This window comes from Neolewinella marina, from assembly GCF_002631205.1.
GTDB classification, from domain to species: domain Bacteria; phylum Bacteroidota; class Bacteroidia; order Chitinophagales; family Saprospiraceae; genus Neolewinella; species Neolewinella marina.
The window spans coordinates 225,732-245,318 of record NZ_PDLO01000001.1; the positions used below are offsets into that span (position 1 = coordinate 225,732).

Annotated in this window: 23 protein-coding genes; 10 read left to right on the forward strand and 13 right to left on the reverse strand. The window is 59.7% G+C overall.

What is annotated here, in order from left to right; all coding sequences use genetic code 11:
• Positions 1-19 precede the first annotated feature (19 nt).
• A complete protein-coding gene (locus CGL56_RS00875) occupies positions 20-1,780 on the forward strand; it encodes a 1-acyl-sn-glycerol-3-phosphate acyltransferase (RefSeq protein ID WP_099104612.1) in 1,761 nt (586 codons plus the stop codon).
• Here the strand turns inward: CGL56_RS00875 and CGL56_RS00880 are convergent.
• A complete protein-coding gene (locus CGL56_RS00880; RefSeq protein WP_099104613.1) occupies positions 1,747-2,412 on the reverse strand; it encodes a deoxynucleoside kinase in 666 nt (221 codons plus the stop codon). The two genes, CGL56_RS00875 and CGL56_RS00880, sit on opposite strands and share 34 nt — an antisense overlap.
• Before the next feature lie 14 nt (positions 2,413-2,426).
• On the opposite strand from CGL56_RS00880, the gene folK reads away from it, so the two are divergent.
• Positions 2,427-2,873 (forward strand): 2-amino-4-hydroxy-6-hydroxymethyldihydropteridine diphosphokinase, encoded by a 447-nt coding sequence (gene folK, locus CGL56_RS00885; protein ID WP_099104614.1) that lies wholly within the window; start codon positions 2,427-2,429, stop codon positions 2,871-2,873.
• On the opposite strand, the gene CGL56_RS00890 is transcribed toward folK, so the two are convergent.
• Positions 2,821-3,657, reverse strand: coding sequence for a DUF6503 family protein (locus CGL56_RS00890; protein ID WP_099104615.1), 837 nt, complete (start codon positions 3,655-3,657; stop codon positions 2,821-2,823). The two genes, folK and CGL56_RS00890, sit on opposite strands and share 53 nt — an antisense overlap.
• On the opposite strand from CGL56_RS00890, the gene CGL56_RS00895 reads away from it, so the two are divergent.
• The gene (locus CGL56_RS00895; protein WP_099104616.1) at positions 3,656-4,111 is read left to right on the forward strand and encodes a nuclear transport factor 2 family protein; all 456 of its coding nucleotides are present in this window, start codon (positions 3,656-3,658) and stop codon (positions 4,109-4,111) included. The two genes, CGL56_RS00890 and CGL56_RS00895, sit on opposite strands and share 2 nt — an antisense overlap.
• A 3-nt stretch (positions 4,112-4,114) precedes the next feature.
• Positions 4,115-4,597, forward strand: coding sequence for a GNAT family N-acetyltransferase (locus tag CGL56_RS00900; RefSeq protein WP_099104617.1), 483 nt, complete (start codon positions 4,115-4,117; stop codon positions 4,595-4,597).
• On the opposite strand, the gene CGL56_RS00905 is transcribed toward CGL56_RS00900, so the two are convergent.
• Entirely contained in the window at positions 4,586-6,925 is a 2,340-nt protein-coding gene (locus CGL56_RS00905; protein WP_099104618.1) for a PKD domain-containing protein, read from the reverse strand. The two genes, CGL56_RS00900 and CGL56_RS00905, sit on opposite strands and share 12 nt — an antisense overlap.
• Before the next feature lie 227 nt (positions 6,926-7,152).
• On the opposite strand from CGL56_RS00905, the gene CGL56_RS00910 reads away from it, so the two are divergent.
• Genes CGL56_RS00910 through CGL56_RS00925 form a run of 4 tightly spaced genes read left to right on the forward strand, consistent with a single transcriptional unit; the run spans position 7,153 to position 10,525 of the window.
• Positions 7,153-7,752, forward strand: a complete 600-nt coding sequence (locus CGL56_RS00910; protein ID WP_099104619.1) for a Sua5/YciO/YrdC/YwlC family protein — start codon at positions 7,153-7,155, stop codon at positions 7,750-7,752.
• Between the two features lie 42 nt (positions 7,753-7,794).
• Positions 7,795-8,862, forward strand: coding sequence for a peptide chain release factor 1 (prfA, locus tag CGL56_RS00915; RefSeq protein WP_099104620.1), 1,068 nt, complete (start codon positions 7,795-7,797; stop codon positions 8,860-8,862).
• 32 nt (positions 8,863-8,894) lie between these two features.
• The gene (locus tag CGL56_RS00920; RefSeq protein ID WP_167641529.1) at positions 8,895-9,389 is read left to right on the forward strand and encodes a SixA phosphatase family protein; all 495 of its coding nucleotides are present in this window, start codon (positions 8,895-8,897) and stop codon (positions 9,387-9,389) included.
• A 2-nt stretch (positions 9,390-9,391) separates the two neighbouring features.
• Positions 9,392-10,525 carry a DUF819 family protein gene (locus CGL56_RS00925; protein ID WP_099104622.1) on the forward strand — a complete coding sequence of 378 codons (1,134 nt, stop codon included), beginning with the start codon at positions 9,392-9,394 and terminating at the stop codon, positions 10,523-10,525.
• On the opposite strand, the gene CGL56_RS00930 is transcribed toward CGL56_RS00925, so the two are convergent.
• The 8 genes from CGL56_RS00930 to CGL56_RS00965 form a co-directional block, all read right to left on the reverse strand.
• Positions 10,454-11,704, reverse strand: coding sequence for an AI-2E family transporter (locus CGL56_RS00930; protein ID WP_099104623.1), 1,251 nt, complete (start codon positions 11,702-11,704; stop codon positions 10,454-10,456). The two genes, CGL56_RS00925 and CGL56_RS00930, sit on opposite strands and share 72 nt — an antisense overlap.
• Positions 11,704-12,210, reverse strand: coding sequence for a hypothetical protein (locus CGL56_RS00935; protein ID WP_099104624.1), 507 nt, complete (start codon positions 12,208-12,210; stop codon positions 11,704-11,706). The genes CGL56_RS00930 and CGL56_RS00935 overlap by 1 nt, the downstream gene beginning before the upstream one ends.
• An 82-nt stretch (positions 12,211-12,292) precedes the next feature.
• The gene (locus tag CGL56_RS00940; RefSeq protein ID WP_143470566.1) at positions 12,293-12,799 is read right to left on the reverse strand and encodes a hypothetical protein; all 507 of its coding nucleotides are present in this window, start codon (positions 12,797-12,799) and stop codon (positions 12,293-12,295) included.
• A gap of 23 nt (positions 12,800-12,822) precedes the next feature.
• Positions 12,823-13,032 (reverse strand): hypervirulence associated TUDOR domain-containing protein, encoded by a 210-nt coding sequence (locus CGL56_RS00945; RefSeq protein WP_099104626.1) that lies wholly within the window; start codon positions 13,030-13,032, stop codon positions 12,823-12,825.
• 97 nt (positions 13,033-13,129) lie between these two features.
• Positions 13,130-13,594 (reverse strand): hypothetical protein, encoded by a 465-nt coding sequence (locus tag CGL56_RS00950; protein WP_099104627.1) that lies wholly within the window; start codon positions 13,592-13,594, stop codon positions 13,130-13,132.
• Positions 13,595-13,691: 97 nt separating this feature from the next.
• Positions 13,692-14,648 (reverse strand): mechanosensitive ion channel family protein, encoded by a 957-nt coding sequence (locus CGL56_RS00955; protein ID WP_099104628.1) that lies wholly within the window; start codon positions 14,646-14,648, stop codon positions 13,692-13,694.
• A 58-nt stretch (positions 14,649-14,706) separates the two neighbouring features.
• Positions 14,707-15,672, reverse strand: a complete 966-nt coding sequence (locus tag CGL56_RS00960) for a bifunctional heptose 7-phosphate kinase/heptose 1-phosphate adenyltransferase (protein ID WP_099104629.1) — start codon at positions 15,670-15,672, stop codon at positions 14,707-14,709.
• Positions 15,673-15,686: 14 nt separating this feature from the next.
• On the reverse strand, positions 15,687-16,109 hold the full coding sequence (locus tag CGL56_RS00965; protein WP_099104630.1) for a nucleoside-diphosphate kinase: 423 nt from the start codon (positions 16,107-16,109) through the stop codon (positions 15,687-15,689).
• Positions 16,110-16,200: 91 nt separating this feature from the next.
• On the opposite strand from CGL56_RS00965, the gene CGL56_RS00970 reads away from it, so the two are divergent.
• Positions 16,201-17,232 (forward strand): DHH family phosphoesterase, encoded by a 1,032-nt coding sequence (locus CGL56_RS00970; RefSeq protein ID WP_099104631.1) that lies wholly within the window; start codon positions 16,201-16,203, stop codon positions 17,230-17,232.
• A 5-nt stretch (positions 17,233-17,237) separates the two neighbouring features.
• A complete protein-coding gene (locus CGL56_RS00975; RefSeq protein ID WP_099104632.1) occupies positions 17,238-18,158 on the forward strand; it encodes an FKBP-type peptidyl-prolyl cis-trans isomerase in 921 nt (306 codons plus the stop codon).
• A gap of 70 nt (positions 18,159-18,228) precedes the next feature.
• Here CGL56_RS00975 and CGL56_RS00980 read toward each other — a convergent pair whose 3' ends face one another.
• Positions 18,229-19,011, reverse strand: coding sequence for an enoyl-CoA hydratase/isomerase family protein (locus CGL56_RS00980; protein ID WP_099104633.1), 783 nt, complete (start codon positions 19,009-19,011; stop codon positions 18,229-18,231).
• Positions 19,012-19,031: 20 nt separating this feature from the next.
• Positions 19,032-19,565, reverse strand: coding sequence for an acetolactate synthase small subunit (gene ilvN / locus CGL56_RS00985; protein ID WP_099104634.1), 534 nt, complete (start codon positions 19,563-19,565; stop codon positions 19,032-19,034).
• Positions 19,566-19,587 lie beyond the last annotated feature (22 nt).

Genomic DNA, 19,587 nt, shown 5'->3' on the forward strand with positions numbered 1-19,587 from the left:
CTGGCCAACACAGGAAACCATGAGTGCGACACCGGAAACCCCCCGCCCGATACCCGCCCACTTCGAGTGGGAAGGACAGCGGTACACCCATACGGTTCCCTCGGTTGAGGACTGGGAGATCTACAAGCTGAGTGAGGACCGGGAAGCCTTCATTAAGCTACTGGAGGCGGCCAGCGAGGAACGCATCATCCAGGAACACGGCGACAACCTGGCCGACCTGCTGAGCAAGACCATTTTCAGCGAGCAGGAAAGGACCAAAACCGAACCCTGGAAGGTGGATCCGCCCCAGGAACGCGGCTACTGGAAGCGGCTGGCAAAATTGCTGGCCACCCACTCCCTGGACGAGGACGAGCCCGCCACCGCTGAGGAAGCCGCCCAGTCGATCCTCCGCCGCATCGTCCACCGCTACTCCGAAGAGATCGTCGGCACCTTCAAGATCCCCACGTTCCGCTTCGCCCGGCGGTTCCTCACCTTCTTTTTCGGCCGCCTGCTCAACGCCGCCAGCGGTCGCACCTTCACCAGCCTCTTTTCCAAGAAAATCCTGCTGGAAGAGAAGCTCCTGGTACGGGGATACGTCAACCAGGTACGGGAACTGAGCCAGAAGGGCACCGTGGTGCTGGTGCCCACCCACTTTAGCAACCTCGACAGCATCCTGATCGGCTACGCCCTCGACCAGGTAGCCGGGCTGGAAGCCATGTCCTTCGGGGCGGGGCTCAACCTCTACAACACCGGCTACACGGCCTACTTCATGAACCGCCTGGGCGCCTACCGCGTCGACCGCCGCAAGCGGAACCAGGTGTACATGACCACCCTGAAGATGATGAGCAAGCTGCTCATCCAGCGGGGGGTGCCCTCCCTGTTCTTCCCCGGTGGCACCCGCTCCCGCTCCGGAGCGCTGGAAACCAAGCTGAAACTCGGTTTGCTCGGGACCGCCGTGGAGGCCCAGCGCGCCCGTTACCAGGCGGGAAGGGACGACAAGGTATTTATCGTGCCGGTCATCCTCAGCTACCCATTTGTGCTGGAAGCCCAGTTCCTGATCGAACAGCACCTGCGGCGGGAGGGGCAGGACCGCTACATCAAGGCCAAGGACAGCTTCCACTCCCTGCGCAGTATCCTGAAGTTCGTCTGGGGCGTTTTCAGCAAGGGGAACGAAATCACCATCAGTCTGGGCCAGCCCCTCGACGTACTGGGCAACCGGGTGGAAGCAACCGGAAAAAGCTACGCCCTCAGCGGCCGTCACGTCTCCACCCGGGAGTACTTCCGCGACCAGCACGGCCGCATCAACGAAGATCTACAGCGGGAAAGTGAATACACCCGGCTACTGGCTAACCGCATCGTTGAGCGCTACCACGCCGACGGCATCGTTCTGGCCAGCCACCTCGTCAGCTATGCCGCCTTTGCGATGCTGGAGCGCAGCTTCCCCAAGGACGACCTTTACGCCCTGCTGCGGCTTCCGGCGGAAGACTTCTACTTCAACGAGGCGGCATTGATTCAGGTGGTTGAGCAACTGCGCGACCAGCTGCTGGTCATGGAACGGGAGGACCGGGCCAAGCTAAGCCAGGAACTGCGGGAGCCGGGCCGCAACATCATCCGCCACGGCATTGAAAGCATCGGCAATTACCACATCGACAAGCCCCTGCACTACGACCGGGTAGGTCGCATCGTGAGCGACAACTTCTCGCTGTTGCATTATTACCACAACCGGCTGTCCACCTACCGCCTCAAGAGCAAGATCCGCCGTTGGCCTCAGGAAATGATCGGCGACGAGCGCAAGGAATGAAGGTCGATCCGGTGAATGCCGGGGGGATACTTTTCTACGATGGCAGCCACCATCCGCTGGTAGAGCTCTTCATCCTGGGTGAAATCCTGGTCGTCCAGGTCCAGGATTAGCACCGGCGTATCCTGGAGGGTACGGAAGTAGTTCAGGTAGGTCGACTGTACCGATAAGAGGTAGTCGTCGTGGATCTCCGTTTCAAAATCACGGCCCCGCTTCCGGATATTGGCCTGCAGGGCCGCTACGGGCCGGTGGAGGTAGACGATCAGGTCCGGAGAAGGAAAGCCGGAATCCATCACGCGGTAAATCCGGTTGAAGAGCCGGAACTCCTGCTCGCTGAGGCTGTTGCGGGCGAAGAGCAGGGTCTTGATAAAGAGGTAATCGGCTACGGTACCCTCGGTGAAGAGCTCGCTGCTCGACAGCTCCCCGTGCAATTGCTTGTGGCGCTCGGCCATGAAAAAGAGTTCCACCGGAAAGGCATAGCGGTCGGGTTCCCGGTAAAACAGCGGCAGAAAGGGGTTGTCGCTGAACTCTTCCAGGATCAGCCGGTGGTTGAACTGCTCCGCCAGGCGGCGCGACAGCGTGGTCTTCCCGGCACCGATATTACCCTCAACGACAACGAACGGATGTAAAGACATAACTACATTTAGGGGTGGCAAAACTAACCCTATCCATCGGATCCAACCTCGGCAACCGCGACGAACACCTCAAAAATGCCCGGGAAGCCCTGTCCCGGCGCCTGGGACTAATACACTACGCAAGCCCCGTGGTGGAAACCGCTCCCTGGGGGATGACCGACCAGCCCGCCTTTCTGAACCAGCTCCTGGTGGTGGAGACCAACGCCCGCCTACGGGGGACCTCCATCCGGCCGGAACTCCACCGGCTGCTGAAAGAAACCCAACAGATTGAGGAGGAGCTGGGCCGGGAGCGCGACCTGCACTGGGGGCCGCGCACCGTGGATATCGACCTCATCTTTGCCGACGACGTGATCTACGAAGACGAGCGCATCAGCCTCCCCCACCCCTGGTGGCGGCAGCGCGCCTTCGTTACTGATCTCCTGCCAACCGATCTGCGAACTGCACCGCGGTATTTTCGATGACCGACAATTTCGGCAACTCACCGGCCGCAAAGCGCCGGGCGATGTCGTCGATGTTCCGGTCATCGCCGTTGATGCCGTAGTTCACGTAGTCCTGGACGAGCACCCCGTCGATCCGCCGCTTGTTGATGGCCTCGCGGAAACGGATGCCCCCCTTGTCTGCTTCAAAGGTATACGCGAGGTAGTCCAGTTCGCCGGTCTCCCGGTTGAAGAAGTAATGGTAGACATCGTCGTGGTCGGTCCCCCCGCCTTCTGCGGCAAAGGTTACGCGTACGCGGTCGTATACCTTGCCCTCCAGGCTGACCGTATCGAGCAATTCGGCCTGCACCGCGGGATCCGAAAGGCCGTAGGGCAGCATGAAAAAGTAGCGCACGGAATTTACGGAAGCCGCGTAGGCCGCACTGTCCTTGGCGGTCAGCTGTAGCAGGCTGTCGTTGCGAAACCGCTGCAGCCCTTCATTCGTCAGCACATCACGTACGGGCCGTCCGAGGCTGTCGGTGAAACTGCGGGAATAGGTGTACCGCCCATGGTCGGTGACAATGCCATACTGCCGATCGCGGAAAGCAAAGTTTACCTCGACCGAGTCGAAATGAGCCACCCCGTGGGCGTCTACGGCGCGTTGGATCACCGCTTCGGCCGTATCCGGCGTGGCCGCGGAGTCTGCATTGGGGTTGGCGGGTCCGCAGGTGCCCAGGAAAAGCAGGAGGAACAGCCCGAGCAGGGCGGTCGTGAAAATCCGGGGGTTTCCGCTGTTACTTTTGGTTGGTGATGGCGTTAGGGTAGTCATGAAGTTGCTTTGCGTGTTAATGCTGGGGATGGTGTTCCTCGGCACCTGCGGTACCGGCGAAGATACAGACCCCCGACAGGATGGGGCAGGCCGGGTGGCGCAGCGGGAGGCCGTCTTCAACGGCGCCTACGAAAACCTGGACGCGGCGGTGATCGACCGCTTGCTGTCGGACGACTTTGCGATGGTGTACGCCGGACAGGCCGCGCCGAAGGACCGCCAAAGGTTCATCGACGACCTGGGGCAATTGCGGCTGGTGTTCCCCCAACTGCAGATTTCCATCGACAGCAGCCGGGTAGTGGCCTACCAGGATCAATTCATCGTCCAGGGCATCCGCACCTTCCGCTGGCGGGCCAACGGGGAGCCAGGGACCTACCGGGAACGCTTCACCAACCGTTGGCGCCGCAGCGGAGGTGAGTGGGTAATGACCAAGGCAAAAATCGACCCCATCCGCTGATCCATGATTCGACTACTGCAACCACCGGCCCCCGAATTCCGCCAACTGGTGAAGGCCCGGCGGTACGGCAATTTCAAGGTTGCCGTGGATGCTTTGCCCGACTGGCTTATCCTGGACCAGGGGTTACGGGGTCTCATCAATGATCACCCCCTCGCCTACCGCTACGGCGTCCCCTTCCTCATTGTGTACGAAGCCGAGAACGCCATCGTCGGCAACATTGGCGGTAAGGGGTGGCTGCCCGAGGAACAGGAGGTGGAGTTGGGGTACCACACTGCGCGGGCGTACCGCGGACGGGGCATCATGACGGCCGCCATTGCCGCGGTCCAGGAGCTTGCCCGCGAGGACGGCCTGGGATTGCTGGCGCACGTGGAAATGGAGAATGCCGGCAGCCGGCGCGTACTGATCCGCAATGGGTTCACGCGGGAAGCGATCGTGGAACTGCCCGACAGCCTGCAGTTGGAGCGGTGGGGGTGGTCACCGGATTAGCACTACCCCACCCTTGAACGCTTCAGGATCCCCTTCGGCGTTGGTGAAGGTGACGTCCCAGAGGTATCCCCCGGCGGGACTGTTGCTCCCCTGGTAGGTACCGTCCCAACCGGCCTCGAAGTTGTCCGTTTCGAAGATCTTTTCCCCCCAGCGGTTCCAGATGCGGAGGCGGTAATCGGTGGCCCCCTCCCAGATGCCTTTGGGCCGCCAGTCGTCGTTCAGGCCGTCGCCGTTGGGGGTAAAGGCGTTCGGGGCATTGAAGGTATTCTTCAGGTAGAGCCGGATGTCCTTGGTGATCGTATCCAGGCAGCCGCTGGGGTGGCTCACGTACTGGGTGACGAATAAGGTGGTGGTATCGCGGAGGCGGTAGGTGAAGTCCGGCCCGGGAACACTGAAAATGGCTTCCCCGGACTGGTCAGAAACGACGTACCGCTGGCTGTTGGAACCGATGCTGCGGTCGAGCACGTCGACATCCGGAAAGATGTTATTCGGCTGTTCCGGAGAGAAGGCGAAGTCGGCGATCGGTGCCTCCCGCACGTCCACCAGTTGGCGGAAGGTGGTGTCGACGAAGCAACCCAGGGGGGAAGTAATGCTCAGGTAGACGTCGAAAATGCCGGTCCGCTCATACGTATGTGTCGGATCGCGATCACTGGAAGCACCCCCATCGCCGAACCGCCACTCGAACAGGTAATTGTCGTCAATGGGATGAGATCGGTTGAGGAATCCATTGGTGAAGGGGGCACAGCCGAAGGCATCCTGGGGCTCCAGGATGATGGTGCGGGGAGCGGGAAAATACTCGACGTTCCTTACCGCTACATCCGTACAGCCGTTCTCGTCGGTGATCGTCAACTCGGCCGGGAAGTCGCCCGGTACCATGTACTGGTGGATGGGGCTTTTTTGCGGACTGCGGGACGTGCGGTCCCCGAAGTTCCAGGAGTAGCCAGTAATCGCCTGCCCGCCCTCCGTGGTGGAGCGGTTGGTGAATACGATGGGCTCCGGTTCGCAGATTACCTCTGTTGTGGTGAAATCAGCCGTCAGGTCGGGGAATACCCCCAGCAGGAATTCCGCCGTGTCCTTGCAGTTGTCGGCGAAGGACTCCCGGTTCAGCATCATCACACCTTCGTACACCCCGATTTCCCGGATGTCGGTGAAAAAGTCGCGGTCGGAACTCGTCAACAGCTCTCCGCCGGGACCGATCAACTCCCAGTCGTAGCTGGTAATGGAGGTGATTCGGGTACTCTCATTGAGGATCACGTTGGGGCCGGGGCCGCACTGCCGGATAAAGAACCGCCCCTGCTCGTCGATCTCGGTTTCCACCAGGTCGGCATTGACGGTATTGCCGCAACGACTGACGCTGAGCTGAAATTCCCGCTTGGTTTCGCTGAGGAGGACGGGATTGGGGCCCCGTGACCACTCCTCCACACAAATGCCCAGGACGTGGGTGCCGGGGTAGATGGGGACGCCGGATAATTCGCCGGTCACGGGGTCGATGTTCAGGGTGCTGCCCACCCCCAGCTGATGGTCCATGGAATAGGTGGGCAACACCCAGGGGACCGAGGTATAGGGATAGGGGCTTTCCTCCTTGGGAACGATGTCGTCGAAGTAGGTCGCGGTCTGCTGCCGGTCACCCTCCCCGGGGTCGGTGCCTCCCCCGAGCTTGGGGTCACAGAAGACGTAGGCCAGGCTGTCGCCGTCGACGTCCGTAGCTCCCAGGTCGATCTTGAAGACCTCATTGATGCAGATGGCAATCGGGGGATCGATATTGAAATCAGGACTGCTGTTGCACCGCTGTTGGGCCTCGGGGGTAAGCTGGATGAAGTAGGTCGCACCGATCTGCCGGGGGTTGATCAGGTTGCGGATGGATTCATTGCGGCAGCAGCGCTGGTAAACGAAGGTGTAGGTTTCGTCCGAGACGGGCAGTTCCTCGATGAAGGTATAAATGCCGATCTCCTGACAGATCGGCTCGTTGATGACCAGGCAAGGGTTGCCCAGGTTGATGGGTACCGGATCGAAGCGCGAAAGGGTAATGACCCGCGTGGGATTGTAGTAGCGGTCGCCAAGGTAGATGCTGATGTTGGCTTCCGCGCTCGGCTCCGTGGGGCTTTGCCGCGGGTCGTTGCCGTCAAACAGGGCTCCCTCTCCGATGCAGTCGCGGTACATATTGATGGTGATGCGATACCGCATGATCCCGGTGGAGGGATCGTCGTTGACAAAGCCGAGGCATTCGTACTGAAATTCGCCGCCCACGATGTGGTCCGCTCGCAGGCGGGAGGGCAGTGCCATCACCAGCAGCGCGATCAGACAAATCAAGTACGGCTTGTGGTTCAATTGCTGGAGGTTTAAATGGACTTGTACACAATCTTAGGGACAAAATACAGTTTCCTTAGCGGAACGATTCTCCGGCGCTGCTATGGCAAATGTCGGTCAAGCGTCTCCACCTTTAATATACGCTCTACCCTATTGCATTCGGCCAAATCGGCCCTGTCGGTCTGTTTTTCCGAATACCTAATTCACGCCTTTTTCTTCTATTGAAGTGAAGGTTTCACTGCTAATTAATGAATTTACGGACTAACTATACCCCATCCATTCAACACCAGCTGCCCGTCCGTGGCACCGAAGCCATTTCTACCCTCACTTCCGGCGGCTTGGTGTTGCTTCCTACCGCGAACCTCTGGCAAGTAGTCGTGGATGCCACTCGCCGCTCGGCCGTGACGGCCCTGCTGGACACCTGCCCCATCTCCAAGCGCAATCGCCCGGAGTTGATCTTTGCCGACCGGGAGGCCCTACTGTCCTGGTTTCCCAACCTTCACCCCAAGATCGACACCCTGCTGCTGTACCACGGCCGTGCCCTGACGGTAAGTCTGCCGGCCAGCAAGCAGGTTCCGATGGGACTGGTGGATTACCGCGATGAGGTCAACATTCGCCTGGCCATGGACAGCTTTTGCTACCGGCTGTGCGAGGACCTGGAAGGCCCCCTGGCCGCCTGTTTCGCCATGGGTCACGGGCAAACCCTGCTGCCCACCCGCTTCGGTCAGATCAATTCCGATGTCCTCTACCGGGCGGACTACACCGTTACCCGCCGGCAGAAGGAAACCCTGGGCAGCCGCCCGGCGGTGCACGTCCGAATGGACGGGGAGGAATTACAGTTTCTCTAGCCCGCTGCCGTATCTTGGCCGCCCCAGTTAACGGCGCGTGCTATGATCGACCAGCTTGAAGCAATTTACCACCGGTTCAAGGACCTTGAAGTACAACTTTCCGACCCGGAAGTTATCATGGACCAGGACCGCTTCACCAAGGTGAACAAGGAGTACGGCAAGCTGAAACCCGTAGCCGATACCTACCTGATCTACAAGGACCTGACGGAAAACCTGCAGAGTGCCGAAGCCATGCGGCGCGATCCCGACCCCGAAATGCGGGAAATGGCGCAGCTGGAGTACGAAGACCTGCGGGAACAAAAGGAGGCCCTCGACGAGAAGGTCAAGGTGATGCTCATCCCGAAGGATCCCGAAGACGAGCGCGACATTATCATGGAGATCCGCAGCGGTACGGGTGGCGACGAGGCGGCCCTCTTTGCGGGCGATCTCTTTGACATGTACAAGCGCTACGTGGAATCCATGGGCTGGAAGATCGAGGTGATCGACGAGAACGAAGGAACCGCCGGCGGATACTCCAAGGTGGTATTCGAAGTCCACGGCGACGATGTGTACAGCAGCCTGAAATTCGAGTCCGGCGTCCACCGCGTCCAGCGGGTACCCAAGACCGAAAGCCAGGGGCGCGTCCACACTTCCGCGGCCACCGTGGCGGTGCTGGCCAAGGTGGAGGAAGCCGACATCAACATCAACAAGGCCGACCTGAAGATCGATACCTTCCGGGCATCCGGAGCGGGCGGGCAGCACGTCAACAAGACGGAGTCCGCCATCCGCATCACCCACCTGCCCACGGGCATCGTGAGTGAAAGCCAGGACGGGCGCAGCCAGCACAAGAACAAGGAGATCGCCATGGCGCAGCTGTACCGCCGGATCAAGGACGCCCAGGATACGGCCGCGGCCAACGAACTGGCCAGCGCCCGCAAATCGCTGGTCGGCAGCGGCGACCGCAGCGAGAAGATTCGTACCTATAACTACCCTCAGAACCGGGTGACCGACCACCGCATCAACCTTACCCTGCACAGCCTCGACAAGGTGATGGGGGGCAACCTGGAACCGGTGATCGAGGGACTGCAGATGGCGGAGAATGCTTCCAAGATGAAAGAGGGGATCGGATGATGCTACCACGAATTTCAATCCTTGCCTTTCTCGTGCTGCTCCTGCTCACGGGCTGCGATCCCGCCCGGCGGGAAGCCAAGGCCAATTTCGGTGAACAGGGGGTGACCACCTTTATTCTGGTCCGCCACGCGGAAAAGGACTACGGCACTGATCCGTTGCTCACCCCAACGGGGGATAGCCGCGCCGCCCGGTTGGCAGAAATGCTCTCGCAGACGGAGCTGGCCGCGGTCTACAGCACCGATACCCACCGTACCCGCCTCACCGCGGCTCCCGCAGCCGAGCAGGCGGGCCTCGATACCCAGATATACGATGGGCAGGCACTGACCTACTTTGCCCATCAGCTGCGTCGGCGCCACGCGGGGGAAACGGTACTGGTGGTCGGTCACAGTGATACCACCCCCGAACTTGCCAACCTGCTGGCCAAGACGGAAACCATGGCCCGCTTCAGTGAACTGGACTACGGCAACCTCCTCGTCGTGTCCATCCCCCCCGTCGGCAAGGCCGGCGTGCTGAACCTGCGCTATTAGCCTTGGCGGTTCCCGAATTACTGAGCCTCTTGCTGGCGGTGGGCTTCCCCCTGCTGGCCATGCTGGCCGCCCGGCGACAATGGTTACCGGCCTGGAGCAGCAGCATCATCCTGTGCTACGGCATCGGGATACTGGTGAGCAACCTCCGCCTCTGGCCGCAGAATCCGGAGTTACTCGAAAGCATTGCCGGGGGTAGCATGCTCGTAGGGCTCCCCCTGCTGCTTTTCGCGGTGCGCATTCGCGAGGGGTTCTCCTCGGCCGGCAACATGTTGCTGTCCTTTGGGCTTTGCTGCCTCGCGGGTATCGTTTGCACCTGCGGAACCGCCATTTACCTCCACGATGAGGTGGCCGACAGCTGGCAGGTTGCGGCCATGCTGACCGGCCTCTACACCGGCGGAACCCCCAACGTACAGGCCATCGGGGTTGCCCTGGCCGCACCGGCCGAATACCTCGTGCTCATCCAGGCGGCCGACGTTCTGCTGGGTGGTGCTTACTTGCTGGGGCTGGTTACCTTCCTTCCGGCGCTTTACGCCCGCTTTTACCCCCCTACCCCCTCAAACGGTTCAGGCGCGGACGCAGGTGCCATGGAAGCGGGTTCGGTCGGCGGATTCCGTACCGGCAGCCGGCAGTTTGCCGCTACCCTCGGGGTACTCGCGATCAGCAGCCTGCTGTGCCGGGCCCTCACGGGCAACTGGGTGGATCCCACCGTACTCATTCTGCTGCTAACGACTTTCAGTCTGGGAGTTACCCTCACGCCATTACCATCCCGCCTGGGCAACACCTACCCCCTGGGGGAATACTTCATCCTGATCTTCTGCGTGGCCCTTGGATTGCTGGCCGACTTCCGCAAGCTGGCCGAACAGGGCATGGAGTTGTTGTACTTCTCGGCCATTGCCCTCGCGGCGACTACCCTCCTCCACCTGCTGCTGGCGCGGTTGTTCCGCCTGGACCGCGACACGGTGATCCTCAGTTCCGTAGCGGCCTTTTACGGTCCGGTATTCGTGGTACAGGTAGCGGCCGCCATCCGCAGCCGTCACTTGCTGGCGGCGGGTATTGCCGTAAGCCTACTCGGGTTCGGGATCGGCAACTACCTGGGCATCGGAGTGGCTTACGCGCTTCGGTGGTTTACTGGTTGACCGCCGCCGCGGCAATAGGCTCAGGCTGGCTTTGCCGGAAAAGATATTGGACAGGCGGAAGCGGGATTCATTGTAGTCGCTGAGGAACTTGTCGGACTCCTTGTACAGGTCGTCGCTCAGCAGCAGGGCGACCGGTTGAAGGGGCTCAATGTGGGTAAAGATGATGCGCACCATGGCCAATAACGGAATGGCCAGGATGACGCCGGCGATCCCCCAGAAGATGCTGCCGATCAGTACGGAAAGGATGGCGGCCAGGGCATTGATCTTGACGCTGTTGCCGAGCACCTTGGGCGTAATAAAATTGCCTTCGATGAACTGCACGGTTACGTACAGCAGTACCACCGCCAGGGGCTGCCACAGGGTTTCGGTGGTAGCGATGGCGAAAATGAAGGGCAGCAATCCCCCGATCACGGTGCCGATGTAGGGAATCACCGCAAGGATTGCAGCCAAAAATCCCCAAACCAGGTAATAGTCGATACCAATAGCGAAAAGTCCGAGGCTGTTCAGGATACCCAGGATGAGCATTACCAGCCCCATACCCCCGAGGTAATTCTTGGCCACCTGCTGTACCTCGGTGAGGGTTTGCAATCCTTCGACCTGATCCTCCCGCTGCAATTGTCCAAGAAGAAAATTCTTGATGGGTGTCCGGTACAGCAAAAAGAAGAAAGTGTAGATCATCACCAGCGAGAAGTTGGCCAGCAGTACGCCACTGGTCGAAAGCCCGGTGGATAGGATCCCGAAGGGTTGATCACTCACGCTGGTGAGGGCCTGATCGATGTATTGCTCTACTTCGCGCCCGGAGAGGCCGAAGCGCCCGCCACCGTATTCCGCCCACTCGTAGAAGGTTTCCTGGAGACCGGAAAAGATGTCGTCGGCCTCGGTCAGGATTTCCCGGATCTGATTGATGAAGAATACCAATACCCCTAAGACCATCATGCCCGCGGTGAGCAGGGTGAGCACCACCGACAGGATGCGGTTGGGCAGGTTGCATTCAAACCGATGGCAGATCGGCTTCAGCATCAGGGAGAAAAACAAGCCGAACGCAATAGGGATAAAAAAAGAACTGCCTGCGTATAGCGCATAGAGCACTATAGACAGACAGATCATAAAATGAGCCAGCCGCTCGAAGCTTACCGAGCCGGAAGACGGCGGGCGGATCTTTTTGGTGGTATGCGGCATTAATCCTCGGGTGAACCACCCCGTTTGTAGTACTGCATGAAGACGAAACCGATAATCACTACAAACACCAGGGTTTCCATTGCCACGAAGAAGCTGTTCATCATGGCATCACCGAAGGTGTTGTTGTCGTTCAGGAACTGCTCGAAACCCAGGGCGGGATTGATCGCGGAAAGCATAATATTCAGCACTGCGATGAGGCCCGTAGCCCACATACCAATGCGGAACATCAAGCCGATTTCGGCCTTGAAGACCTGGTTGCCACTGTAAATGGCCTCGGCGTACTGCTTCGTGGCGTACCAAACTATGGGGATAATCAACAGGTGCTTCGCGAACCGCACGCTCATCGGCAATTCAACAAAGATCTGGTTTACGATCAGCAGGTATACACTGACCACAGCGCCCAGGATCAGGCCATACTTTCTTCCCTCCTTGTCAACATTGAAATTGAAAGTCGGGGTAGCCAGATGGGGCGGATTTTCGTGGGATGCGGGGCTGGATTGAGCCATTGAGACGGATAGATTTGTGAGGCGCTAAGGTATGAAACTGCTACCGTTGTGGAGACGGTGGCCGACAACGGAACAGCGGGACTTAATCGTGTTTTGGCTGGTAGTGCTCATTAAAGTCCTGAGGCACCGTCTTGTAGCGGTCGGCGCGGTTTACCCAGATCAGGACCTTCTCGTGTTGCTTTTGCAGCAGGTCGCGAGCGAAATCGATCAGGTTCGGGTTGGCCAGGGCGTGCTGGTAGGCGTCGCTCACCCCCTTTTCATTAGCGTGGGCAAGCTCGCTCAGTTCGACCGTATTCTTGGCCTGGAGGGCGCGGTTGACGGCCTGCTCCTGCTTTTTAAGTTCGGTTTCCCCGGTACGGGAGGGGGTATGCACGCCGCCGGCCATATCAGACAGGATGCGATTCACCTCGATCACCATCTCCTCGTGGTAGTCGGCAAGGGCGCGGAAATACCCTCCCGCTGTGTCATCGTCCTTGTGGATGCCTTTGGCGATGTCCCGGTAGAAGCCGGCGGATTGCCGGTGGAGCATGGCGATTTCGTTGAGGATGGCATCGGTTCCTTCCGGCCGTACCTCGTAAGGTGTTTTCATATCAGATTCGTTGTCCATTGCGGTTAGGCTTTTTCGACTTCAGACTCAAGTTTTAGTACCTGATTTCCGTCGTCCTGTTTGATGAGGAGGGCTTTATTTCCGGATTCTCCCTTGCGGGTAATCTCGGACCCCTTGATGGTGCGGGTCACTTCGTGGGTAAAGGTCTCCTCCACGGTCCCCGTGGCGGTGCCGTTGCCCCATTTCCATTTGACGGTACTTCCTTCCCTGATCATGCAGTTTGTAGCGGTTTGGGTTAATAAAAAAGCCCGATGGAGTGGGTTGTTACCTTACTCCACCGGGCTTTAAGTTGTCGGTTATGGTCTAGCGGACTTATTCCAGGTCACCCTCGGGATCAAAGAAACGCTCAACGTTGGTCAGCAACTCATCAGACTCACGGCGGAAATCTTTCCAGCCCTGGTTGATGTCGCCTTCGAAGTCGTTCCAGCCGGCTTCCCAGTTGGCACCCACGCGCTCCATACGCATGTCGATGTCGTTGCGGTAGGCTTCGAGTTCGTTGTACTCTTCCTCCATTTCCATACGGGCCTCTTCGGTGGCACCTTCCATATCACGTTCGAGCTCGGACATGCGGGCGTCGATGTTCGTGCGGGCATCGCGGAACTCACGCTCCAGCTCATCACTTTCGGCGCGAACTTCGGCACCTACGTTCGAGAGGGCGTTTTCGGTCTCGTACTCAATTTCGTCCCCGGCGTTGTCTACGGCGGTGTTTTCACCGCAGCTGTAGAAAAAGCCACTGAGCGAAAGCAAGAGGGCGAGGGTTAAAATGCGAATGTTCATAGTAGTAGATATTTGGTTTAGAATGCCGGGAGTGCACCGGGTATACATAGTGGGTTTGTTGGGTTGGTTTGCACTCTTCTGTACATAAAACAGGGATTCAGGCCCCATGTTCGTTCAGCGGTTGTTGCGCGCCCCCACTCTTTTTCGCGGGGCTATCGATCATTTCCGAAAGCTTCTCCCCTCCCTTGATGCCGAAATCCAGGGTGCGGATCGGGAACGGAATCATGATGTCGTTGTCGTCGTATACCCGCTTGATGGCCATGATGGCCTCGCTCTGGGCGTGGAGGTAGTCGGCCTGCCCGCTCTTGGAGTTGTCCAGCCAGAAGCGGAGGGTATAATTGATGGAACTGTCACCGAACTCGTTAAAGAACAGTTGTACGTCCTTGCTCCGGTCGTGGGGCACCTTGTCCTTGATGGCCTGAATGGTAAGCTCCCTCACCTTTTCCAGGTCATCGCCGTAACTCACGCCGCAGGACAGGTCGACCCGCCGCATCTTCAGCTTGGAGTAGTTCTTGATGGGTTCCTGGACCACGGTCTTGTTCGGAATCATGACGTCCTGCCCCTGGAGGGTGATCAGGGTGGTATGCCGCAGCGTAACCTCTTTGACTTTGCCGAAATAGCCCGCTACCTCGATCAGGTCACCTTCGCGGAAGATGTTCCGCACCGAAAGCATAATGCCACTGAACAGGTTCAGGATAGGATCCTGGAAGGCCAGGCCGACGGCTAGGCCAATAACTCCGGCACCGGCCAGGACACTGGTAACTACCCCCGTAAGGTCCAGTACGGACAGGGTGAGAAAAAGGAAGGCCAGCACCACCAGGACGGTGAAAAAAGAACTGATCAGACTGGCCACCGTGGAATCGGAGACCATCCGGTAACTGAGCCGGTTGAAGTACTTCTTGGCGAAGCGGGTGATGATGGCGCCAACAACGATGACGATAATCGCCAGAAGGATATTGGGCAAATGCCGCAGAAAGCCGGCCCACCAGCGCTGGAGTTCATCAAAAAGGGGCTGGAAGTCGAGTTCCAGGCCAAAAAGTTCAAATAGGAGCATGAAGTTCGGAGGTATACATTGGGTAAGTCCCGGTATAACTCTACACAACAGATCGTGTTCAGCTCCGCGCCTGCCAAGTGGCTTGCAGGGCCGTTAAATCAACGGATACCACCCCCGGCAGGGCGATGACCTGGGCGCCGGCCAGGTTGGCCAGGCGGGCCGCGTCGGCCAGGGGCATGCCGGCGGCCACGGCGCAGGCAGCTACGCTGATTACGGTATCGCCCGCTCCACTTACGTCAGCGATCCGGCGGGCATCGGTGGGATGGATGACGGAGGCCTGGCCGTCGTGGGTGTAAATGCCGTGCTCCGAAAGGGTTACCATAACGGAGCTGCATCCCAGCCGGTCGAAAAGCCGTTCGGCCGCGCGGTCGAGTTCCGCAAGCCGGGGGTGCACGGCAAAGTCACACTGCTGCTGGATTTCCCGGAGGTTGGGCTTGAACAGATCGACGCCGCGGTAGGCCCAGAAGTTCTTGTCTTTCGGGTCGACGGCCGTACGGATGCCGCGGCGCCGGGCCATGGCCAGGACGCCCTCAATAACGGGCGCCGAGAGTACCCCCTTGTTGTAGTCTTGCAAGAGGATCAGGTCGCAGGGGTTGGCGCCCAGATAGCTGTCGATGCGCGACAGAAATCGTTCGGCGGTGGTTGCCGCCAGGTCATCGGTAGTTTCCCGGTCCACCCGCAACAGCTGCTGGCTGTGGGAGATCACGCGGGTCTTCAGGGTGGTCAGGCGGGCGGAGTCTTCCTCCAGCAGCCGGGTATCGACGCCCTGATCACGCAGCAATCCCCTGAGCACTCCGGCGGCTTCATCGGCGCCTACGGCACCCGCGACCGCCGCCTCGACCCCCAAGGCCGAGAGGTTCAGAGCCACGTTGGCCGCGCCACCGGGCCGGTCTTCCTGCCGCTGGTGGCGCACCACGGGTACGGGCGCCTCGGGACTGATGCGGTCGACCGAGCCGTACAGGTAGCGGTCGACCATCAGGTCGCCCACTACCAGTACGCGCAGTCGTGAAAAATCGGGAAACATTTCCGGGCCCCGGATCAGGCGAAGATGTCGGTGCCGGCGAAGTGGAAGCTGCCCTCAATGGCGGCGTTCTCGTCGCTGTCGCTGCCGTGTACGGCATTCTCGCCGATGCTGGTGGCGTACTTGGACCGGATGGTACCTTCGGCGGCCTCGGCGGGGTTGGTAGCGCCGATGAGGGTGCGAAAGTCGCTAACGGCGTTCTCCTTCTCCAGGATGGCGGCAACGATGGGGCCGCTGCTCATGAAGGTTACCAGCTCATCGTAGAAGGGGCGTCCTTTGTGAACGGCGTAGAATTCCCCGGCCTTTTCCGCGCTCAGTTGGGTATACTTCATGGCGACGATCCGGAAGCCGGCGCCGTTGATTTGCTCGAGAATGGCGCCGATGTGGCCGTTTTTGACGGCGTCGGGCTTGATCATGGTGAAAGTGCGGTTGGTAGCCATGGGCGGGTAGAATTGTTTATGGCCGGCAAAAGTAGGAAGTTTTGGCCAGCCCATCATTTTTTCGGAACTTTGCGCGTCCTTTTTGCACCTTATGGACGATCGAATAGAAAAAGCCAGACGGCTGCTGGCGGAGCGCCAGGAGGTCGTCATCTTCAGCCACCGCAACCCCGACGGTGACGCCGTCGGCTCCAGCCTGGGACTACAGCACTACCTCGTAGACCGGGGGCACTCCTGTACCATTGTACTGCCCTCGGATTATCCGGAGTTCCTCACCTTCCTGCCCGGCATCCAGTCGATCGTCATCTACGACAACGAGCCCGAGCGGGCCCAGGAGATCATCGACCGGGCCACCCTCTTCTTCATCCTGGACTTCAACGCCTTTGACCGGATCGACCGCCTGGCGGACGGGCTGGCGGATGATGAGCGCCCACGCATCATGATCGACCACCACCTCTACCCCGAGGAGATTGCCGATCCCATCTTCAGCGACCCCTCGGCCAGCTCCACCTGCGAAATGGTCTACCGCTTCATCGACGACCTGGGCGACCGCTGCCGGGTGAGCAAAACGGTATCCGACAGCCTGTACACCGGCATCCTTACCGATACGGGCGGCTTCAAGTACAGCACCTCCCCTGCCCTGCTGCGCACGGCGGCTAACCTGCTGGAGGCCGGAACGGACGCCTACAAGATCGCCGACCACGTCTGGAACAACCAGTCGGAAAAGCAACTCCGCCTCCTGGGCCACTGCCTGGCCAACCGCATGGAGCTGATTCCCGAGTACCGCACGGGCCTGATCTACCTGAATAAGAAAGACTACGAGGATTTCGACATCCAGCGGGGCGACACCGAGGGCATCGTCAACTACGTGCTCCGCATGCCCCAGCTGATGATCGCCGCCTTCATCCATGAGCAGCCGACCATCGTCAAGTTGAGCCTGCGGTCGAAGGGCACAATGGATGTCCAACAAATTGCCAAAGCCCATTTCCGGGGCGGAGGCCACCGGAATGCCGCCGGAGGTGCTAGCTTTGCTCCCCTTGGCGCCACCATCAACCGCTTCAAACGCCAACTGCCCAAATACGCGGCGGAAATTGAGGCCGCTTATTTGGAATTCAACAATCAGTAATTTTTATGCAAATCAGAATTTTCCTCCTCTTCGCGGGATTATCGCTTTTCGCTGCCTCCTGTGGAGACTCGGGCAAAGACGGCATGATCACCACCGACCTGGGCAACCGCTACACCTACGTCACCTCTAACGACGACGGACAGCTGGCCAACCCCGGCGACTACATCTACTTCCACGCCCAGCTGAAAACCGAAGGCGACAGCGTAGTGATCGACACCCGCGAGGGTGGCGGCGACCAGCCCGTGATCCAGGCCCTCTCGGACAGCATCGTCAACGAGAACACCGGCCCGGTGGAAGACATCGTGCGCAAGCTGCGCGTCGGTGAGCGGGTAATCATCCGTACCAACATCGGCGAGTACCCCCCCCAGGCCAAGCCCCAGGGCATGGAGAACGACAGCATCCTGCTTTACGACATCGAGGTAACCGAGGTAGTGAACCAGGAAGAATTCAACGCCCGCCAGGAAGCCCTGCGCGCCGAGGCCATGGCCAAGGCTGAGGAAGTCCGCGCCCGCGAACCCGAAGTGATGGAATTCACCGACCAGGTGTACCAGGACTACAAGGCCGGCAAACTGGACGACCAGCTGCAGACCACGGAAAATGGCCTGAAGTACATCATCCACGAGGAAGGTGACGGCGCCGAAGCCGAAGCCGGCCGCGGCGTGGTGGTCCAGTACATCGGACGGCTGACCTCCAACGGTGAAGTATTCGACCAGAGCTTCGAGCGCGGCCAGGGTATTCCCTTCCCCCTCGGAACCGCCCGGGTCATTCCGGGATGGGACGAAGGCATTGACCTGCTGCAGGAAGGCGACCGCGCTACCCTGATCATCCCCGCCGAGATGGGATACGGCGCTCAGGGCACCCCCGACGGCAGCATCCCGCCCAACAGCGAACTGATGTTCTACGTCGAACTGGAGCAGGTACAGTAGGTCACCTCCCCCACCCGATCTAACGTAAAGCGGCCGCCTCCCCTCGGGGAAGCGGCCGCTCTTGTTTTGGCTACTTGCCGCGGAAGTTGGCGATCCGCTTTTCGATGAAGGCGGACGCCCCTTCGCGGAAGTCCTCCGTTTTGGCCGTTTCCCCGAAGGCCGCCGATTCGGCGTGGAACCCCTCGTCTCCCCCGTAATAGGCGTTCACCAGGCGGATGCTCTGGGCGACCGCTACGGGCCCCTTGCTGCCAATCACCCGCAACAGTTCCAGGGCTTTTTCCCGGGCTTCATCCCGGGGCAGGGTGTAATTCACCAATCCGAGGCGGTGGGCTTCTTCGGCCCCGATGCGGTCGCCGGTGAGGATCAGTTCCATGGTTTTCCCCTTGCCGATGTACTGGTTGAGCCGCTGGGTACCCCCGTATCCGGGGATGATACCCAGGTTGACTTCCGGCTGGCCAAAGCTGGCGTTTTCGGTCGCCACGCGCAGGTGGCAGGCCATGGCCAGTTCGCAGCCACCGCCGAGGGCAAACCCGTTGACCAGCGCGATGACCGGCCGGTGGAAGCGCTCGATGAGGAAGAAGACCTCCTGCCCCCTTCGTGACAACTGCTCTCCGTTGCCCTGTTCCGCCACGTCTAGAAACTCCTTGATGTCGGCCCCCGCCACGAAGGCCCGGTCGCCGGCGCCGGTAAGGAGGACGCCGTGAAAATCTCCGCACTCCCGGTAGCCGGTGGAGAAGAAGTGGCGTAATTCCTCGAAAGTCTGGTCGTTCAGGGCATTAAGGGCCCGGGGGCGGTTGATGGTCAGGAAGACCACGCGGTCCTCCACCTCCACCAGTAGATTATTGTAGCTCATGGGGTCAAGATAAATCCCTTTCAGCTTTCCACTCCGGCCTCGATTTCCTGGAGGTAGCTGTTGAGTCGCTCCATCGGCTTGACGATTGCTACACGGCCGGAGCGAACGAATTCATACAGCCCCACCTGCCGGAGTTCCGTCAGCAGGGCTTCGGTTTCGTACTCGTGGCCCGTCTTTTCAATGACCACGAACTCCGGTTCGATCAGCAGCACCCGCGCGTTGTGGCGGCGGATCATCATCTCGACCTGGTTGCCGTTGCTGAAGACCTCGATGGGCACCTTGTACAGGGCAATTTCCTGGTAAACGATATCCTTGTCCTCGTAGTAGAAGGCTTTCAGCACGTCGACCTGCTTGTCCAGCTGGGCCACCAGCTTGATGACCATTTCCTCGGTAACCTCTACGACGATGGTAAAGCGGTGGATGGACTCATCGCTGCTGGCGCTGGTGGTCAGGCTGCTGATGTTCAGGTTGCGGCGGTTGAATATGCCCACCACCCGCGAAAGGAGGCCGGTCTGGTCTTCGGTAAACACCGTAATGGTGAAGGAGCGCTTCATGGAAAACGATTTGGGGGGAACT

Coding starts and splice junctions, on each gene's coding strand:
- CGL56_RS00945 (WP_099104626.1), bottom strand. CDS start 13,032: ATGATCAGGGAAGGAAGTACCGTCAAATGGAAATGGGGCAACGGCACC.
- CGL56_RS00890 (WP_099104615.1), bottom strand. CDS start 3,657: ATGACTACCCTAACGCCATCACCAACCAAAAGTAACAGCGGAAACCCC.
- CGL56_RS00965 (WP_099104630.1), bottom strand. CDS start 16,109: ATGGCTACCAACCGCACTTTCACCATGATCAAGCCCGACGCCGTCAAA.
- CGL56_RS00970 (WP_099104631.1), top strand. CDS start 16,201: ATGGACGATCGAATAGAAAAAGCCAGACGGCTGCTGGCGGAGCGCCAG.
- CGL56_RS00930 (WP_099104623.1), bottom strand. CDS start 11,704: ATGCCGCATACCACCAAAAAGATCCGCCCGCCGTCTTCCGGCTCGGTA.
- CGL56_RS00895 (WP_099104616.1), top strand. CDS start 3,656: ATGAAGTTGCTTTGCGTGTTAATGCTGGGGATGGTGTTCCTCGGCACC.
- ilvN (WP_099104634.1), bottom strand. CDS start 19,565: ATGAAGCGCTCCTTCACCATTACGGTGTTTACCGAAGACCAGACCGGC.
- CGL56_RS00935 (WP_099104624.1), bottom strand. CDS start 12,210: ATGGCTCAATCCAGCCCCGCATCCCACGAAAATCCGCCCCATCTGGCT.
- CGL56_RS00950 (WP_099104627.1), bottom strand. CDS start 13,594: ATGAACATTCGCATTTTAACCCTCGCCCTCTTGCTTTCGCTCAGTGGC.
- CGL56_RS00975 (WP_099104632.1), top strand. CDS start 17,238: ATGCAAATCAGAATTTTCCTCCTCTTCGCGGGATTATCGCTTTTCGCT.
- CGL56_RS00960 (WP_099104629.1), bottom strand. CDS start 15,672: ATGTTTCCCGATTTTTCACGACTGCGCGTACTGGTAGTGGGCGACCTG.
- CGL56_RS00980 (WP_099104633.1), bottom strand. CDS start 19,011: ATGAGCTACAATAATCTACTGGTGGAGGTGGAGGACCGCGTGGTCTTC.
- CGL56_RS00900 (WP_099104617.1), top strand. CDS start 4,115: ATGATTCGACTACTGCAACCACCGGCCCCCGAATTCCGCCAACTGGTG.
- prfA (WP_099104620.1), top strand. CDS start 7,795: ATGATCGACCAGCTTGAAGCAATTTACCACCGGTTCAAGGACCTTGAA.
- CGL56_RS00880 (WP_099104613.1), bottom strand. CDS start 2,412: ATGTCTTTACATCCGTTCGTTGTCGTTGAGGGTAATATCGGTGCCGGG.
- CGL56_RS00910 (WP_099104619.1), top strand. CDS start 7,153: ATGAATTTACGGACTAACTATACCCCATCCATTCAACACCAGCTGCCC.
- CGL56_RS00955 (WP_099104628.1), bottom strand. CDS start 14,648: ATGCTCCTATTTGAACTTTTTGGCCTGGAACTCGACTTCCAGCCCCTT.
- CGL56_RS00940 (WP_143470566.1), bottom strand. CDS start 12,799: ATGAAAACACCTTACGAGGTACGGCCGGAAGGAACCGATGCCATCCTC.
- CGL56_RS00875 (WP_099104612.1), top strand. CDS start 20: ATGAGTGCGACACCGGAAACCCCCCGCCCGATACCCGCCCACTTCGAG.